This window comes from Amazonocrinis nigriterrae CENA67, from assembly GCF_016056305.1.
In the GTDB taxonomy this organism is placed as follows: Bacteria; Cyanobacteriota; Cyanobacteriia; order Cyanobacteriales; family Nostocaceae; genus Amazonocrinis; species Amazonocrinis nigriterrae.
Window position 1 is genome coordinate 141,934 of sequence record NZ_JAECZC010000002.1, and the last position, 17,550, is coordinate 159,483.

Consider the following 17,550-nt stretch of genomic DNA (forward strand, 5'->3'; position numbering starts at 1 on the left):
CCCTCATCCCCCTCATCCCCCCACCTCCGCCAAAGCACTTACCTAACTCACCCAGTCTTCAACCGCTATCATTCCGAAACTGAGTTGTTGCGTTATCTGCACAAGTTAGAATCTAAGGATTTGTCGCTAACGACATCAATGATTCCTTTGGGTTCATGCACGATGAAGTTAAATGCAACATCTGAGATGATACCAGTGACTTGGGAGGAATTTGGTAAGATACATCCCTTTGCACCCCCATCCCAAACACGGGGTTATCAAATTTTGTTCCAGCAACTTGAGGCATGGTTAGCTGAAATTACCGGGTTTGCAGGAGTTTCTCTACAACCAAATGCTGGTTCTCAAGGTGAATACGCCGGACTGTTAGTGATTCGGCAGTATCATGAAAGTCGAGGAGAATCACACCGCAATGTTTGTTTGATTCCTACCTCAGCACATGGGACAAACCCGGCCAGTGCGGTGATGTGCGGAATGAAGGTGGTAGCAGTTGCTTGCGATACTGAAGGTAATATTGACATTGATGATTTGAAGGCGAAGGCGGAAAAACATAGTCATGAACTCGCCGCTTTGATGGTGACATATCCTTCAACTCATGGTGTGTTTGAAGAGGGAATTGAGGAAATCTGCGCTGTTGTCCACAGCCACGGTGGACAAGTATATATGGATGGGGCAAATATGAATGCCCAAGTGGGTATTTGTCGTCCCGGCGATATTGGTGCAGATGTCTGTCATTTGAACTTGCACAAAACCTTCTGTATTCCTCACGGCGGCGGCGGCCCTGGTATGGGGCCAATTGGCGTTGCAGCACATTTGATACCTTTCCTTCCTGGACACCCGTTGATAGGGAGTAGGGAGTGGGGAGTAGGGAGTGGGGAGAAGAAAATTCCTGATTCCCAACATCTTGGTGCTGTTGCGGCTGCGCCTTGGGGTAGTGCTAGTATCTTAGTGATTTCTTGGATGTACATTGCCATGATGGGTGCGGCTGGTTTGACTGAAGCAACAAAAGTGGCAATCCTCAATGCTAATTACATCGCTAAGAGACTAGAGGCTTACTATCCTGTTTTGTACAAAGGGAAAAATGGTTTAGTTGCCCATGAATGTATTTTAGATTTGCGATCGCTCAAAAAATCCGCAAACATCGAAATCGATGATGTGGCGAAGCGGCTGATAGATTACGGCTTCCATGCGCCTACTGTCTCTTGGCCTGTGGCGGGTACAATCATGGTGGAACCAACAGAAAGCGAATCAAAAGAAGAATTGGATCGTTTCTGTGATGCTTTGATTGCTATTCGTCAAGAAATTGCCGAAATTGAATCTGGCAAGGCGGATGCTGAAGATAATGTCTTGAAGAATGCACCGCACACGACAGAAAGTCTGATTACTGGAGAATGGACTCATCCCTATTCGCGTGAACAAGCTGCTTATCCTGCGCCTTGGACTCGTGAACATAAGTTCTGGCCTGCTGTCGGACGCATTGATGCTGCTTTTGGGGACAGGAATTTTGTTTGTTCTTGTCTGCCAATGGATGCTTATTCTGCATAGAACAATATAATTTAGTTAAAATTTACTCCCCCCAATCTGTTTTTGAGAAGGTTGGGGGGATTTTTATTGGGAATTGGGAATTGGGAATTGGGAATTGGGAATTGGATTCTACTATAGTCATCACATCTCACCCAATACGGTTCGGTTAAAGGGGAAAGGGGAAAGGGAAAAGGGGAAGAAAAACCTTTAACCCAAGCCCAGTAACCTTTTCCCCAAACCCTATTGTGAGTTTAAAATGCTTATCCGAACCGTATTGACATCTCACCCATTACCTATTTACCCATGATTACCACAGTCATTGCACCCCACCCCTAACCCCTCCCCGTGAACGGGGAGGGGAAACAAAGCGTAGCTTTGGTGGGGTGGAGTTCTTACAATTTAATAAATAATCAAGCGAACATAATATCAATAAGTCGTGGAACCGTTACACTAAGTCGTGGAACCGTTACACTAAGTCGTGGAACCATTACACTAACTTGTGTAACCATTACACTAACTTGTGGAACCATTACACTAACTTGTGGAACCATTACACTAACTTGTGGAACCGTTACACTAAGTTGTGGAACCGTTACACTAACTTGTGGAACCATTACACTGAGTTGTGGAACCGTTACCGCATTGTGAATACCAAATTGGTATAAAGCGATCGCACATTATTAAACGCGATTCCACCCAGGCAAATGCAATTGCTGCGCTCAGTGAGTAAAAATAAACATAACTATGTTACAAAACGTAAATATAGTTGAAACCCTTACAACTAACAACTGACAACTGACAACTGACAACTAACAACTGACAACTGACAACTGACAACTGACAACTGTGCTTGAGCGAACTTTTATACTTGTGTCATGATTATATTTAACTCCTATTGTGGGGGGTTTTTGAAAGGCGATCGCGAACTCTTGGCCGAGGGCGATCGCCTTTCCCTATTAAGGGGTTTTGAGAAAGGCGATTGCAGGCTCTTGCAGGAGGCGATCGCCTTTCTCATTTATTAATTTAAAGTATAATTTTATACTTATCAAGTAATTTAAGATAAATTTTATACCAATAAAAAAGAATGGGACAGAGAGATTCACTCCAACCCAGACACACAAAGCTATTCTCAATCCAAAATCTAAAATGGTATTAGAAGGAACCACCAAGGCACAAAGACACTAAGGAAGAGAGAAGAGTTAGTGCAGCTTACTCAAGCGATCGCTATTATGTGTGTGTATTTGCTTAATTTTGTCATCTGTCGTTAGGATAGGCTAAAGGTGTCAAAATTATACGAGATTTTAGCAAAGATGAAGCTTGACCCTGTAATTGGTGCAATTACTAAGATTGCTGTTGCTGCTACTCCCCAAGTTACGCGCCAGGAAGTTGTGATCAAGATTTTCAAATCTTTAAACTTTGATCTGAGACAGCCACCGAAGGATTTTGAAAGTGTTTATAATTACGCTTTGGTTGAATATGCGGTGTTAGAAGATGGCAAGACTAGACCTGTATCTATTCTGAAACTTTTTAGAGATAACGAAATTAAAGATAAATTTTGGAAGGCTTTTACTTCAGATAATCAAGCAAGTTTTATTGATGCAGTGTTACACTTTGTTGATTCCCGCGATGTCGGGGATGAAATTATCAAAGAGTTAAATTTAGCTGCAATATCAGATATTAAACTATTTATTCGTCCCTATATTGAGGCTTTTTATCAAGAATTTATTAATGTCACTCGCCGCACTATGACACCGGCGGAGGTGCTGCAATTTAAAGAAGTTAGTCAAGTTGGTAAAAATATTTCTAATTTATCACCTATTCCGCCGGAATTTGAGTCATTAATCAAAGAAAAAATTCGTAACTTTTGTGGAAGGAAGTTTGTATTTGAGGCTTTTGACGAGTTTTTGAGTCGTCCCAATGGGTATTTTACTGTGATTGGAGATGCGGGGATGGGGAAAAGTGCGATCGCTGCCAAGTATGTTCAGCAAAATCAAGCTATTTGTTACTTTAATGTTTTACAACAAAAGAACAATCGTCCGGAATTGTTTCTCAAAAGTATTCGGCAGCAGCTAATTAACCGCTATCAGTTGTCAAATGCTGAAGATGATGATTTATCTGCTTTGTTAGTGAAAGTTAGTCAACAACTTAAAAGTGGTGAACGTCTGGTAATTGTGGTTGATGCACTGGATGAAGTTGACCAAGAACCAGGGGCAGAAAATATTTTACATTTGCCTAAAACTCTTCCTGAAAAAGTTTATTTTTTCTTGACTAGAAGGCGCTATGAACCTAGTAAAAAACGGTTGTACACTGAAGGAGTAAGGGAAGTTGAGTTAGATTTAACGGCAAGTCAGTATAACGAAGTCAATCGTCATGATATTGAAGAATATATTCGCTTTTTTCTCGATGATGATGTAGATTATCGAGCCGGATTACTCAAGTGGATTCAAGACCGCAATATCAATCGCAAGACTTTTGTAGAGCAAGTAGCGGCAAAAAGTGAAAATAATTTTATGTACCTGCGCTATGTCTTACCGGGAATTGCTCGCGGTGACTATGATGATTTGAATTTAAAGCAATTACCAGATGGTCTTCAGCAATATTATCAAACTCATTGGCTGCGGATGAAGATGGATTCTGCACCGAATAAATTGATGGTGATTATCCTGTTTATTTTAGTGGAAATTGGTACACCTATCCCTTGTGAAATGATTGCTGATATTGCCCAGGAAGATGAATATGAGGTGCAACAGATTTTAAACAAGTGGGTTGAATATTTAAAGCAACAGCCAATAGATGAAGACACTTGTTACAGCATCTACCATGCTAGTTTTCTAGACTTCCTCAAATCTAAACCGATTTTGGATACAAAGCGTCAGCTATATAAAGAAGTGAATCAACGCATTGTTGATTACTGGGAACGGGAGAACCAGGAAGATGACGAAAACTGAAAAGAAATCAAGAGCAAAAAAATCCTACTCCCGCAAGGCTTATCTGGGCAGATATCCTTATAATTTGGTAAGTTCGGGAAATTTAGAAAAGTATTACCAAACTCTGACTAATTTTGAATTTTTAACGGCAAAGATTAACCATCCTGAGTTTGGGGTGCAGCCGCTCATTGAAGATTATGATTTGATTGATCATGCAGAAACTTTAAATAACCCAGAATACAACTCACAGAAAGTCAAAAGTCTCAAATTGCTTCAAGATGCATTGAGGCTATCAGCACATATTTTAGTAACAGACAAGCGACAATTAGCGAGTCAATTGCACGGACGGTTACTAAATCAGGAAATGCCACAGGAGATTCAGGGATTATTGGCACAAATCAAGCAAAAGACGACTACCCCTTGGCTGTGTCCCTTGACTAATAGCTTAACGCCACCAGGGGGACGCTTAATCCGCACCCTCACTGGTCATACTGACTCGGTAAAAGCCGTCGCCGTCACCCCTAATGGACAACAGGTGATTTCTGCATCAGATGACAACACCCTCAAAGTCTGGAATCTAGCAGATGGCAAAGAATTATTCACCCTCAACGGTCATAGTAACTCGGTAAATGCCGTCGCCGTCACCCCTAATGGACAACAGGTGATTTCTGCATCCAGTGACGACACCCTCAAAGTCTGGAATCTGGCAGATGGCAAAGAATTATTCACCCTCAACGGTCATAGTAACTCGGTAAATGCCGTCGCCGTCACCCCCAATGGACAACAGGTGATTTCTGCATCAGATGACAACACCCTCAAAGTCTGGAATCTAGCAGATGGCAAACAACTATTCACCCTCAACGGTCATAGTAACTCGGTAAAAGCCGTCGCCGTCACCCCCAATGGACAACAGGTGATTTCTGCATCAGATGACAACACCCTCAAAGTCTGGAATCTAGCAGATGGCAAAGAAGGATTTTTTACCTTTATTAGAAATCTGATAACTAAAAGCAAACTATTCACCCTCAACGGTCATATTTCCTTGGTATATGCCGTCGCCGTCACCCCCAATGGACAACAGGTGATTTCTGCATCATTTGACAACACCCTCAAAGTCTGGAATCTGGCAGATGGCAAAGAATTATTCACCCTCAAGGGTCATAGTGACTGGGTAAATGCCATCGCCGTCACCCCCAATGGACAACAGGTGATTTCTGCATCAGATGACAACACCCTCAAAGTCTGGAATCTGGCAGATGGCAAACAACTATTCACCCTCAAGGGTCATAGTAACTCGGTAAATGCTGTCGCCGTCACCCCCAATGGACAACAGGTGATTTCTGCATCAGATGACAACACCCTCAAAGTCTGGAATCTGGCAGATGGCAAACAAAGATTTTTTACCTTTATTAGAAATTTGATAACTAGAAGAAAACTATTCACCCTCAAGGGTCATAGTGACTCGGTAAAAGCCGTCGCCGTCACCCCCAATGGACAACAGGTGATTTCTGCATCAGATGACAACACCCTCAAAGTCTGGAATCTGGCAGATGGCAAACAACTATTCACCCTCAAGGGTCATAGTGACTCGGTAAATGCCGTCGCCGTCACCCCCAATGGACAACAGGTGATTTCTGCATCATTTGACGGCACCCTCAAAGTCTGGAATCTGGCAGATGGCAAACAACTATTCACCCTCAAGGGTCATAGTGACTCGGTATATGCCGTGGCCGTCACCCCCAATGGACAACAGGTGATTTCTGCATCATTTGACAACACCCTCAAAGTCTGGAATCTGGCAGATGGCAAAGAATTATTCACCCTCAACGGTCATAGTTACTCGGTAAATGCCGTCGCCGTCACCCCCAATGGACAACAGGTGATTTCTGCATCCCGTGACAACACCCTCAAAGTCTGGAATCTGGCAACAGGGGAGGTTATTGCCACCTTCACAGGGGATTATTCCATTTATTGCTGTGCAGTTGCACCAGATGGCGTGACAATTGTCGCAGGTGAACAATCAGGTAGGGTGCATTTTTTACGTCTTGAGGGAATGATATCATGAGCGCTAAATTATACCGATTTAAATAATCTTTGCGCTTGATTACTTATCAAAACCGAAGAACCCCACCCCGCAAAAGCTACGCTTTTACTCCCCTCCCCGCACGCGGGGAGGGGTTGGGGGTGGGGTGCAATGACTGTGGAAAGTATAACTAATCAAACGGACATGATATGAAAGGAGAATGAGGGAAAAAATAATTTTATCTGCCAAAAATTTCATTAACAGTAATGCTGACATCAGGGAAACATGGAATTAATAAACTTTGACCGCTAGCGAACTTTTGCATATGCTGATATCCTGCGGCTGTTGGTTGTTGATAAACTTCCACAATTTCCTCGTTAATATCTACTAACCAAACCTCAATAATGTTACCTTCTGCATATAAAGGGATTTTCTCTTCCCGGTCATACAAAATAGTCGAATCAGCCACTTCAATTAATAAAAAAATATCCTGGGGTTGGGGGTGTGCAGTGGCGTAGAAATCATCACGGGGTTTAAGTAATACCACATCTGGCTGAGGTTCTGAGTTATTGTTCAACGCAATGGGATTTTGTGCAGCAACTATAACGCGTTTACTCAACAGTTCCACCAACAAATTAACAAGTCGATTTACACAAGCAGCATGTTTTGTCCCAATAGGCGACATATCAATAATTTCTCCCCGAATCAATTCCACTCGGTCATCTTCAGCAAGAATCCCCGACTCAACCATCTTATGATATTGCTCAACTGTGAATTTCCGTCTTAGCAATTGTATGGACATAGCCACCTCCACTATCTTTTAATAGTCTAAAACACCTGATTTAAACTTTAAATAAAGCAACTATAGTCAAAATTGATGCAAGATGAACCAACACAAGACCCATTTTTAGAAAAATTATGTCAAGGATATACTAAAGACGAAGTTACTGTAATTAAGCAATACTTAGCTGACTGGGATGCTTCTACATATATCAGTGTTTCTCAAAGTATTCTAGACCATGCCTCTAGAAAAGAGTTCGATCCATTAAAATATTTAAGAAAAGCTGATAACTTTTATAAAAAGAGAGGAGTAAGAGTTCCCAAAACTGGGTATCGATCGGATGGTTCAGCAGTTGATCGCAAGGGTAATGAATATTTAATTGTACGGTCTGATAAATCTGGCATAGAAAAAATCGTTACTTATGGAGTTAATGATGAGTGAAGCAACTTTAAAGACTCAAAATCATGAAATAGAAAGAAACTACATTATTCAATTGTTAGAACAGTTAACCCAGGATTACTGCAATACTAAACAAGAAAGAAAAGAAATTGCATCGTTATATTCTACTTCTGAAGAAGAATTTACACTTTTAGAAGAAATAGAGCTTTTAACAGTAAATATTAGAGGTTACGCCAGTCAAATTCAAACGCGAGGTTGGATTGAAAATCAACAACAAGCTATTGAGAAATTACAAAATATGCGATTCTTTGATATTCCTGCAATCGCTCAGTTTTATTTTGCCAGTCACCAAGCATACAGACAAATTAAAGTTTATTTGCAAATGTTAGACTACTTACGTTTATTGATGATTGAATATCTGCAATTAAACCAAAATTCACAGCCAGAATTTGTTTAATTTCTAATTATCAGCTACGTCATAAACATCATGAATTCACCACCAAAACTACCCAGTACAACTAATCCTAGAGGACATCCGACGGAGTTTGACCAAATTATTCAAGAAAAAAGCCGTAACTTTGTCGGTCGTAATTTTGTCTTTACGGCTATCAATGAATTTCTCCAATGTTATAGCCGGGGTTACTTCACTATCATCGGCGCACCCGGTAGCGGTAAAAGTGCTATCCTCGCTAAATATGTGACAGAAAATCCTCATGTTGTCTATTACAACACTGAATTTGAGGGTAAAAATCTTGCTGATGAATTTCTCAGAAATATCTGCACACAACTGATTAATCAATACTCTCTGAATTACAACTCTCTCCCTGATAACGCCACAGAGGGAAGCTGGTTTTTGTCTAGTCTTCTTCAACAAATCAGCGAAAAGTTAGAACTCAATCAAAAAATAATAATTGCCATTGATGCATTGAATTGCATTGACCACAACAGCCAACCTCTTGGTACAAATTTGTTTTATCTTCCGCGCTATCTCCCAGATGGTGTGTATTTTCTCCTCACCCGCCGTCCTTTCCTGAGAGAAAAGTCTGGTTTATTAATTGAAACGCCGTCACAAAGTCTTGATTTAGCTGATTTTTCAGAAGAAAATAGACAAGATGTCCAAGCTTATATTGAAAAGAACCTAACCCCCCTTCCCCCCCTTCCCTATGAGGGAAGAGGGGAACAAAAAAATTTCTCCCCTCTCCTAAAAGGGGAGGGGTTGGAGGAGGGGTCTAATATCAAACGCCTCATTGCTGAGTGCGAAAATAATTTCATGTATCTCAGCCAAATCATCAACGCTATTAATGAAGGTTTTTATTCAGAAGGTTTTGATTTCCATCAACTCCCGCCTGGTTTAGAAGCATATTATCAACAGCATTTACAAAAGATGCTTGATGAAGCAAAGGAAGATTTCAGCATTGCTGTGCTGAATGTTTTAATACAGCAGCAAAAAGCGATTTCAACAAGTGCGATCGCTCATATAATCGATGCAGATGAATATGATGTAGAACAAGTGCTAGAAAACTGGTTTGAGTTTTTACACCAACAACGAATTACTGAAGAAAACTACTACAGTCTCTATCACTCCAGTTTCCGCCACTGGCTAACTAAACAACAAATTCTCTAATTCCTCTTTTAAGGGTAAAGGTTGATACCCCAATGCAAAGGCTCTAGAACTATCTAAAGATACATCTGCTGGTCTGGGTGCTGCCATTTTTACATCTTGTTGGCGACAAGATTTAATTTGAGTGTCAGGAAGTTGAAATACTTCTACTAATAACTTGACAAAATCATAGCGAGAAATTCTTTCTTTCCCACCTAAATGAATGTAGCCGTTAACTTTTTCTAATGCTAATAATAATCCTTTGCCGGCTGTTGTCCCGCTTGCGGGTGTACGAAATTCATCTATAAATAGACTGAGTTCTTTACCCTCTTTTAAATTTTGAATAAACGGCTGTATAAAGCTTTTAGCTGTGGGTGTCTCTCTGCCAAACATTAACGGCATTCGACACACTGCTGTTATGGGATAGCGTTCTAACATACCGACTTCAGCTTTGACTTTTTGCTCACCATAAATGTTGACAGGACACACAATATCTGTTTCTTTATAAGGAGGATTTAAGCCATCAAAAACTAAGTCAGTGGATGTAAAAACGCAAGGAATAGAAGTATCTGCACAAAGTCCAGCAATATTACAAGATACTGTTACATTAATTTTGTATGATTCTTCAGGATGAGTTTGACAATAATTTGGTTGTGATTGGGCTGCTGTATGAATAACTGCTGCTGGCTTGATATCACTAAATAACTGCTTGAGTTCCTGAAAGTTTGTCAAGTTAACTTTTAGTAATTTAATATCAGGAATCTCTAGTTTATGGGAGGAATAAGTACCGTAAACTTCCCATTCTTGCTTTGCTAGTTGGCAAAGGTGCCATCCTAAAAAACCACTAGCACCAGTAACTAACAATTTTTTCATTTTTTAACCAAGTCATATAAAGTAAATATGCCTACAACCCTCACAACTAACAACTGACAACTAACAAATGACACAACTACTTATTTAATTAATTCCTGAAAACGCTGATTACTGCGTATTTTACTAAAATCTGGGTCAGTTTTTGCTAACTTTTGGTACTTATCAGGAACCAGCCACATAGCTTTTTGCAAGTTTTCAATTGCTAATTCTACATTGTTTTGTAATGCATAAGCACAAGCTTTGTTGTAATAGGCTTCATGCTTATTTGGCTTAATCGCGATCGCCTTGTCGTATGATGCCAATGCTTCTTGGTAACGTTGTAACTTTGTTAAGGCTATACCTCGATTCACCCAGGCTGCGGATTTGTCTTTTTTGATGGCGATCGCTTTGTCATATGACACGATTGCATCTTTGTAACTTTGCAATGAAGTTAACGCATTGCCTCGGTTATACCAAGCTTCATCTTTGTTGACATTGATGGCGATCGCTTTGTCATATGATGCTAGTGCTTCTTTGTAACGTTGCAATGATGCAAGGGCATTTCCACGATTAATCCAAGCCTCAGCACTATCAGATTTAATGGCGATTGCTTTGTCGTATGCTTCTATCGCATCTTCGTAGCGTTGCGCGTCTAACAATTGATTGCCTTGATTAAAGAAATCTTCCGCCTTTTGGCTAGCCTTTGCTTTGATGAATAGCTGAGAAACATTGGTTTCTTGTACGACTTCCTTAGTATTTTCTGTCGATGAGTTTGCCTCATAACTACAGCCAAACGTCAAGAAACTGATCAAGCCAGAGACAATCAAACTACGCCAAAATCCCATGCTGTCCCTACAAAATCTATAATACAATGTTAAAACATGGTTTTGTTAATTTTCTCATCTTACCAAAGACTACTCTTTTTCTTTAACTAAATTTCTTGATTGCTAAAATGTATGAGTTCTGCAACAAAAAATGCATAATATACTACAATATCGAGTATAAAAAAGCAAATAATTTACTTTTTTATTGAAAGTGTCCCACGAGGGAGTAGTCAAAAGTCAGTAATTCAAAATGATTAAATCCACTGGCTAAAAATCAAACAAACACTTTCTTTCCCCACTCCCTACTCCCTACTCCCCACTCCCTGTGTTTATTGAAAGTTCCCTAAGTTATTTGTTGGTAAAATAAATTATTCCTAATGAAAAAAACAGCCCTACAGAATAGCATTTAATTGTGAAATTGGATTCTTGCCAGACCCTACCCAGTGCCAGTTAATATATAACAGGTGCGGAATTGAATGTACTGGGGCAAAATATAAAGCATGACCACTAAATCTAACTCCCCCAATCCACCAACCCCAGAATCCGGCCCTGAAAACGACTTGCAACCAGATGACTTTGACAGTGGTGCAAATGAGAATCATTTAAGCTCAGAAGGGCTGGCTGCACAACAAGCCTTGGCTGCAATTGGGTCTTTGCAATCTCCACAACATACAACTGCGCTGCAACAAGCCCGTTCCAGCTTTCCTCAACGTATTGCCAATCAGTTAACAATTAAGCCAAGGGCATTACTGATTACAATAGTTGCGATCGCCATCACTTTTGTGGGATTTATCCTAAACAACTGGCTGATTGGTATCACAGGAACCCTAATTACTTTGGTATTATCCTTAGCCATGTTATTGCCTTGGTTGCAATATGTAGTAGTTGAGTGGTTTTCACCCCAAGATAGAACTTTGTTTGTTGCCTTTGTGGGACTAGTAGTAGCCATCATCGGCTCATTAAAGTTTACTGGTATAGGTGAACGCCTGCTACTTTGGGGAAGTCAGATTAATTGGGATATTGCGGGGAGTTTGGCGGACTGGTTTGGCGCTTTGGGGCAAATTCTCATCGCTATCATCGCCGTTTATGTAGCGTGGCGACAATATGTCATTTCCAAAGACTTGACAATTCAGCAGAATTTGTTGACATTTCAGCAAAACATTATCACCCAGCAGCAGACAATTGATTCCTATTTCCAAGGCGTCTCCGACTTAGTATTAGATGAAGAAGGATTATTAGAAGACTGGCCGCAAGAAAGAGCGATCGCCGAAGGACGAACAGCGGCAATTTTGAGTAGTGTAGATGGTAGTGGTAAAGCTAAAATTCTGCGGTTTCTTTCCCGTTCTAAGTTGTTGACACCCCTAAAACGCGATCGCCATTTAGGTAGAGCCATCCTCAATGGCTTTGGCGGTTATGCTGAAGACCGGATTGCAGGTGTGCGTGTCATCGATTTAGGAGTGATGTTAGCCGCTGCTGACCTTTCTAACACAGATTTGCGTTGGACTGATCTTAGCGAAGCTAACCTAGTCCGCGCGAACCTCAGCGGTTGTGACTTGGTAAAAGCCAACCTCTCCCGCACCATTTTGTATGATGCTAATCTCAGCGGTGCTGACTTAAATGGCATTCGTCTATTCTATGGTTCAGTAGATCAAGCATCACCCCGCAGTCGCACCGAACCACCAAACTACGAAACTGGAGAACAGACTGGTGCTGTAGTGGAAAATGCCGATTTTAGCAATGTGCAACGGATGTCCGATACTATCCGCTACTACTGCTGTGCTTGGGGTGGCGAAAAAACTAGAGGCACTATTCCCGGTGGTTGTCAAGATATTCCTAATAAGCTGGGACGATAACAGTAAAGGGGACTGGTGAGCCAGCGCGGTCTTGGGGGTTCCCCCCATGAGCGACTGGCGTTAGCGTAGCGTTAGCGACGAAGGAGCGTCACCCGAAGGGGGACTGGTGATTAGGGACTAGGTATTATCCTGAACAAAGGCTTATCAGACGTATATCGTCAAGGTTTAAAATTATCCATTGAACGAGTTTCCAGACAAGTCAAAGACCCAGCTACAGGAAAAGCTATAGGGGCGTACATCTGTACGCCCCTACTCATGTATTACTGTAATTTGACTAATCCGCTTTAAAATCCGCAGGACATCATATAATTCATTCCCCCGGTTACGCACATCAAAAATATCTGAAGTAGCATAACGAGGAGGATTACCTTTTAGCAGTTTAATAAACATAAAGCTGCCACCGGAAGTAATCATGCCAAATACTTCATTTTGTGACTGGGGCGCAGCCAGCATGTAAGCTAAAAGTTGGTCAAGTCCTGCCTCTACAGAATACGCTACTTGTTTTGACTCAATAACTGTCAGCCAAAATTTTTGATGCAAAAGTAAAAAATCAATCCTACCTTTGATCGTAGTTTGCTGGTCTTGGCTTTCAATTTCGATAGATTTTTCTAATTTGATGTGAAAAGGTGGTAAATAAAACTTACCAATGAATAACAGTGGTGACAAAATAATGGTGTTGACTGTGTTTTCTAGTAACGGCGGATAGTTTCGTAAGTTGATGTAGCCTGCCTTAATTTGATCTAGTAACTGCTTTTCAGTGTTTGTCAGTTCTGGTAGATCATCTTGCCATTCTCGAAAAAATTCTTCCCCATCAACTAACTCTAAACCATAGAGCGTGATTAATTGCTCAAGGGTAACGTTCTCCGCCGCTAGAGTTTGCACCATAGTCTACTTACTCGCCTTCAGGTAAGGTGAGGATTTCTACGCCATCTTCTGTTACTACTATGGTATGTTCAAACTGAGCTGATAACTTGCGATCGCGTGTCACTGCTGTCCAGCCATCGCTGAGAACTTCCACTTCATAAGTACCTTCGTTAATCATTGGTTCGATGGTAAAAACCATCCCAGGTCTAAGACGCTTACCCTTATCGCGTGTACCGTAATGGGGAATATCAGGCGCAGTGTGAAAAATATTACTAATGCCGTGTCCTACAAAGTCTCTTACCACAGAAAAGCCTTGCGCCTCTGCATACTCTTGAATGGCTGCGCCAATATCTCCAATGCGTCCTCCCGGTTTAACCTCAGCAATACCCAGCCGCAGACACTCTTCGGTCACTTCCACCAGCTTTTTTGTCTTGGGCGAAGAATTTCCTACAATGAATGTCTTAGATGTATCGCCGTGGTAGCCCTCTAAAATCGGCGTCACATCAATATTGATGATGTCACCTTCCTTAAGAATCTGTCTAGCATTGGGAATACCATGACAGACTACCTCATTCACACTCGTGCAAATTGACTTGGGGTAGCCTTTGTAGCCCAGAGGTGCGCTTTTTGCACCATGAGCCTGTGTCCAACGTTCGGCTTCATCATTCAGTTGCAGAGTACTAACCCCAGGCTTGACAAGTGGTTCCAAATGTTGTAATAGTTTAGCTGCCAAGCGTCCTGCTTGACGCATTTTCTCTATTTCTCGTGAAGATAAAATTACGATTGGTTCGGTTCTCATAAACTCTTGTCTAGGGTATCTGCCATAAATATAGTTAATCCTGTCTCGGCAGCTCTTTTGGCAGCGTCAGCAACCTTAAGGGTGTACAAGCTCTCTTCTGGGGTGACGTACAAAGGAGTACCATTAAACAGATGGTCTAACACCATAGTAGTGTCTTTGACAAACAACCCCCGACGGGTACCAACTTCTATTGGTGTTGTTTCCCCTACTTGGATAAAAAATCCTGTGTTGCCATCAAAAATTAAACCACCCTTTTCGCCGTGAACTTCAAACTTGCGTTCTGGTTGCCAAATGGTTTCGCCTTTGCCATAGACCACTTGTGCTAACAGTCCGCTAGTAAAGCATAGCTGAGTAATGCTAAAACAGGTTTGATAGTATTCTGGTTCTATTGCCCAGTATCGCTGATGACTGTTCACCGTAAAGACTTTACCAAACAAATCAGTCAGACGATGTAATCGAGAAAGTGCCCCAATCAAGGGAAAGCCAAAAAGCTCATGGTTATAAGTCCATTTGCGGGGGGCGGGATTTTGGGGATTAATGGTGCTGTAGCGCACATAAAACACGCTGCCAATTTTCTCTAAGTGTTGCTTCAAAGCTTGATGCACACCACCTAAGAGTTCAATATGTTCTACATGCAGCAGTTTGTTTTTTGCTTTGGCTAGGGCAACAACTTCTTCAGCTTCGATCGCATCCACTGACAAGGGATATTCTACAACTACATGTTTATCTTGCGATAGGGCTGCTTTCGCGATCGCACCATGATCTCGATTCACTGTAGAAATCACCACCAAATCAATATCTTCGCGCTCGACTAACTCCTGCCAAGAACTCAAGGCAACAGTATCGTATTCTTTTGCAAAGGCTGCTGTATTTTCCGGTTCGTGACCTACAATCGCCACTAGATGCGATCGCTCATCATTCACTAATGCCTCTGCTCTTAATTTTGCCGCATATCCAGTACCAACCAAGCCGACACGCACTGTTACTTTTCCCCAAACTGCCTCTGAATTGTACATCATCCTCACCAAAACAGTGCTTAATTATTAAGTTAGGAGGCGCACAGTTAAGACTTAGGAGTAATCACTCAGCACTACTGATATGATTTTTAGAAAACTGGACTTAGCCTTCTCAAATTATCATTTTTTTACCACAGCATTATTTGGCATTGATTTATATTAAAAAATCTTATCTTTTACAACTAACTAAATTTCATTACTAATCGGGGCTGATTTGCAGTTACATCCTTAAGTTTTTCTCGTAGTATCAGAATTGAAGTGAATTTAAACCGACGGTTGATATCAAACCAGCCGTTTGCTTTGCTTTAGCATAACTTATACTGCCGTTGACAAAAGAGAGGATCACTGAATGGCTACCATTTATAAAGTCACACTAGTCGATCAAGAAGGAACCGAAACTACAATTGATGTTCCTGAAGATGAATATATTTTAGACATTGCCGAAGACCAAGGTCTTGATCTACCTTACTCTTGCCGTGCTGGTGCTTGCTCAACTTGTGCTGGTAAATTAATTTCGGGTACTGTTGACCAGTCTGACCAGTCATTTTTAGACGACGATCAGATTGAAGCAGGTTATGTACTAACCTGTGTTGCTTACCCAACCTCTGATGTGAAAATCGCAACTCACAAGGAAGAAGACCTCTACTAAGGGTTAGGCATCTCAACGATAAACCTCTTGCAAGAGTTGCTAATGTCGTTAACACGAAAATAGCACATCATAGAAAAACCTCGGTTTCGGGACTGACAAATCAAAAAATACTCCTTTTAATTGTTTATTGCTGACTGTGGACAGTCAGCAATTAGCAACATCAAGCTTGAAAATTGATTTTTTGAACTTCCCTGTGTGTATGTGCTTTTTCAAACTAATTTCGTAACAAGCCTAAAATCTAACGTCAAGCAGGAACGCTAAGTTTTGCGTGTTCCTGCTTTATTGGTATATGTCTATAACTTGATATCTTTGTTCAGAGGTTGTTTGTCAAGTATCAACATTTTTACTTGCTAACATAATCTAACTACAATCAGGGTGAGAACAAAGCTTAAAAGACTATATTTTTTCGTTTTGCACTACTCCCGTACAGACGCTGTGGTCGCAACATCTCTACTCCCTGCTACGCAAAGATCGGATGAATGTTTTCGCTCTCAAGCATTTTTGGCGCGCAGGTAATATCAAGTCTGCCTAATTATCCTTTCCCCTAATTCCCACGACCGAAGGAAGCGGGGGCCCAAGATTCCCTGCTCCCTAGCAGCCTTAATGATAAGTCTTTAACCTGACACGATATTAGGGCTTGCCCTAGGCATCTGCACTTTGGTAACTCAGTACTACTGATGTGATTTCTGGAAAACTGGACTTAGCCTTCTCAAAGTATCATTTTTTTACCACAGCATTATTTGGCATTGATTTATATTAAAAAATCTTATCTTTTACAACTAACTAAATTTCATTACTAATCGGGGCTGATTTGCAGTTACATCCTTAAGTTTTTCTCGTAGTATCAGAATTGAAGTGAATTTAAACCGACGGTTGATATCAAACCAGCCGTTTGCTTTGCTTTAGCATAACTTATACTGCCGTTGACAAAAGAGAGGATCACTGAATGGCTACCATTTATAAAGTCACACTAGTCGATCAAGAAGGAACCGAAACTACAATTGATGTTCCTGAAGATGAATATATTTTAGACATTGCCGAAGACCAAGGTCTTGATCTACCTTACTCTTGCCGTGCTGGTGCTTGCTCAACTTGTGCTGGTAAATTAATTTCGGGTACTGTTGACCAGTCTGACCAGTCATTTTTAGACGACGATCAGATTGAAGCAGGTTATGTACTAACCTGTGTTGCTTACCCAACCTCTAATGTGAAAATCGCAACTCACAAGGAAGAAGACCTCTACTAATATCATGTCCGCCTAATCACTTGCGATATGTCCGCAGCGAGTGGAACGTTCGCTCGAAGAGCGTTCCCGAAGGGTAGCAATCACAAAGACTTTGGGATTGCTTCACTTCGTACCCTGCAAGAAGGCGTTCCGCCAACGCAATTGACTTCTGTTTAACCGGACATGATACAAGAGCTTGGCATCTCAACGACAAACC

16 protein-coding genes and 1 pseudogene are annotated in these 17,550 nt (G+C 41.2%); 11 read left to right on the forward strand and 6 right to left on the reverse strand.

All coding sequences use genetic code 11. The features are described from left to right. The 4 genes from gcvP to I8748_RS02155 all read left to right on the forward strand — a co-directional run. Positions 1-1,542, forward strand: a 1,542-nt coding sequence (gcvP, locus tag I8748_RS02145) for an aminomethyl-transferring glycine dehydrogenase (RefSeq protein ID WP_198123024.1), incomplete at its 5' end; no start/stop codon positions are given. A gap of 854 nt (positions 1,543-2,396) precedes the next feature. Continuing rightward, positions 2,397-2,543: a hypothetical protein gene (locus tag I8748_RS34460; protein WP_214662386.1), complete on the forward strand. Its 147-nt coding sequence runs from the start codon at positions 2,397-2,399 to the stop codon at positions 2,541-2,543. Positions 2,544-2,801: 258 nt separating this feature from the next. Then, complete coding sequence (locus I8748_RS02150) at positions 2,802-4,469, forward strand: AAA family ATPase (RefSeq protein WP_318781182.1); 1,668 nt, start codon at positions 2,802-2,804, stop codon at positions 4,467-4,469. Continuing rightward, complete coding sequence (locus I8748_RS02155) at positions 4,456-6,513, forward strand: WD40 repeat domain-containing protein (RefSeq protein WP_198123025.1); 2,058 nt, start codon at positions 4,456-4,458, stop codon at positions 6,511-6,513. Before I8748_RS02150 ends, I8748_RS02155 begins: the two co-directional genes overlap by 14 nt. Positions 6,514-6,709: 196 nt before the next feature. Here I8748_RS02155 and I8748_RS02160 read toward each other — a convergent pair whose 3' ends face one another. Then, complete coding sequence (locus tag I8748_RS02160) at positions 6,710-7,273, reverse strand: Uma2 family endonuclease (protein WP_198123026.1); 564 nt, start codon at positions 7,271-7,273, stop codon at positions 6,710-6,712. A gap of 75 nt (positions 7,274-7,348) precedes the next feature. Between I8748_RS02160 and I8748_RS02165 the strand changes: the two genes are divergently transcribed. Genes I8748_RS02165 through I8748_RS02175 form a run of 3 tightly spaced genes read left to right on the forward strand, consistent with a single transcriptional unit; the run spans position 7,349 to position 9,275 of the window. Continuing rightward, positions 7,349-7,693, forward strand: a complete 345-nt coding sequence (locus I8748_RS02165) for a hypothetical protein (protein ID WP_198123027.1) — start codon at positions 7,349-7,351, stop codon at positions 7,691-7,693. Further along, positions 7,686-8,108: a hypothetical protein gene (locus tag I8748_RS02170; RefSeq protein ID WP_198123195.1), complete on the forward strand. Its 423-nt coding sequence runs from the start codon at positions 7,686-7,688 to the stop codon at positions 8,106-8,108. Before I8748_RS02165 ends, I8748_RS02170 begins: the two co-directional genes overlap by 8 nt. A gap of 30 nt (positions 8,109-8,138) precedes the next feature. Beyond that, the gene (locus I8748_RS02175; RefSeq protein ID WP_198123028.1) at positions 8,139-9,275 is read left to right on the forward strand and encodes an ATP-binding protein; all 1,137 of its coding nucleotides are present in this window, start codon (positions 8,139-8,141) and stop codon (positions 9,273-9,275) included. On the opposite strand, the gene I8748_RS02180 is transcribed toward I8748_RS02175, so the two are convergent. Next, positions 9,252-10,124 carry an SDR family oxidoreductase gene (locus tag I8748_RS02180; protein ID WP_198123029.1) on the reverse strand — a complete coding sequence of 291 codons (873 nt, stop codon included), beginning with the start codon at positions 10,122-10,124 and terminating at the stop codon, positions 9,252-9,254. The two genes, I8748_RS02175 and I8748_RS02180, sit on opposite strands and share 24 nt — an antisense overlap. Positions 10,125-10,204: 80 nt before the next feature. Continuing rightward, a complete protein-coding gene (locus I8748_RS02185; protein WP_198123030.1) occupies positions 10,205-10,948 on the reverse strand; it encodes a tetratricopeptide repeat protein in 744 nt (247 codons plus the stop codon). Positions 10,949-11,427: 479 nt separating this feature from the next. On the opposite strand from I8748_RS02185, the gene I8748_RS02190 reads away from it, so the two are divergent. Further along, positions 11,428-12,780, forward strand: a complete 1,353-nt coding sequence (locus I8748_RS02190; RefSeq protein WP_198123031.1) for a pentapeptide repeat-containing protein — start codon at positions 11,428-11,430, stop codon at positions 12,778-12,780. Between the two features lie 114 nt (positions 12,781-12,894). Next, a pseudogene (locus I8748_RS36200) lies at positions 12,895-13,008 on the forward strand (CsgG/HfaB family protein); the annotation flags it as partial. A 21-nt stretch (positions 13,009-13,029) separates the two neighbouring features. On the opposite strand, the gene I8748_RS02195 reads toward I8748_RS36200, so the two are convergent. The 3 genes from I8748_RS02195 to I8748_RS02205 are packed head-to-tail and all read right to left on the reverse strand — an operon-like array spanning position 13,030 to position 15,459. Further along, positions 13,030-13,665 carry a PD-(D/E)XK nuclease family protein gene (locus tag I8748_RS02195; protein ID WP_198123032.1) on the reverse strand — a complete coding sequence of 212 codons (636 nt, stop codon included), beginning with the start codon at positions 13,663-13,665 and terminating at the stop codon, positions 13,030-13,032. 7 nt (positions 13,666-13,672) lie between these two features. Next, positions 13,673-14,443 (reverse strand): type I methionyl aminopeptidase, encoded by a 771-nt coding sequence (gene map, locus I8748_RS02200; protein ID WP_198123033.1) that lies wholly within the window; start codon positions 14,441-14,443, stop codon positions 13,673-13,675. After that, on the reverse strand, positions 14,440-15,459 hold the full coding sequence (locus tag I8748_RS02205) for a Gfo/Idh/MocA family protein (protein ID WP_198123196.1): 1,020 nt from the start codon (positions 15,457-15,459) through the stop codon (positions 14,440-14,442). The genes map and I8748_RS02205 overlap by 4 nt, the downstream gene beginning before the upstream one ends. 349 nt (positions 15,460-15,808) lie before the next feature. Between I8748_RS02205 and I8748_RS02210 the strand changes: the two genes are divergently transcribed. Beyond that, positions 15,809-16,108: a ferredoxin gene (locus I8748_RS02210; RefSeq protein ID WP_198123034.1), complete on the forward strand. Its 300-nt coding sequence runs from the start codon at positions 15,809-15,811 to the stop codon at positions 16,106-16,108. A 946-nt stretch (positions 16,109-17,054) separates the two neighbouring features. Next, positions 17,055-17,354: a ferredoxin gene (locus tag I8748_RS02215; protein ID WP_198123035.1), complete on the forward strand. Its 300-nt coding sequence runs from the start codon at positions 17,055-17,057 to the stop codon at positions 17,352-17,354. Positions 17,355-17,550 lie beyond the last annotated feature (196 nt).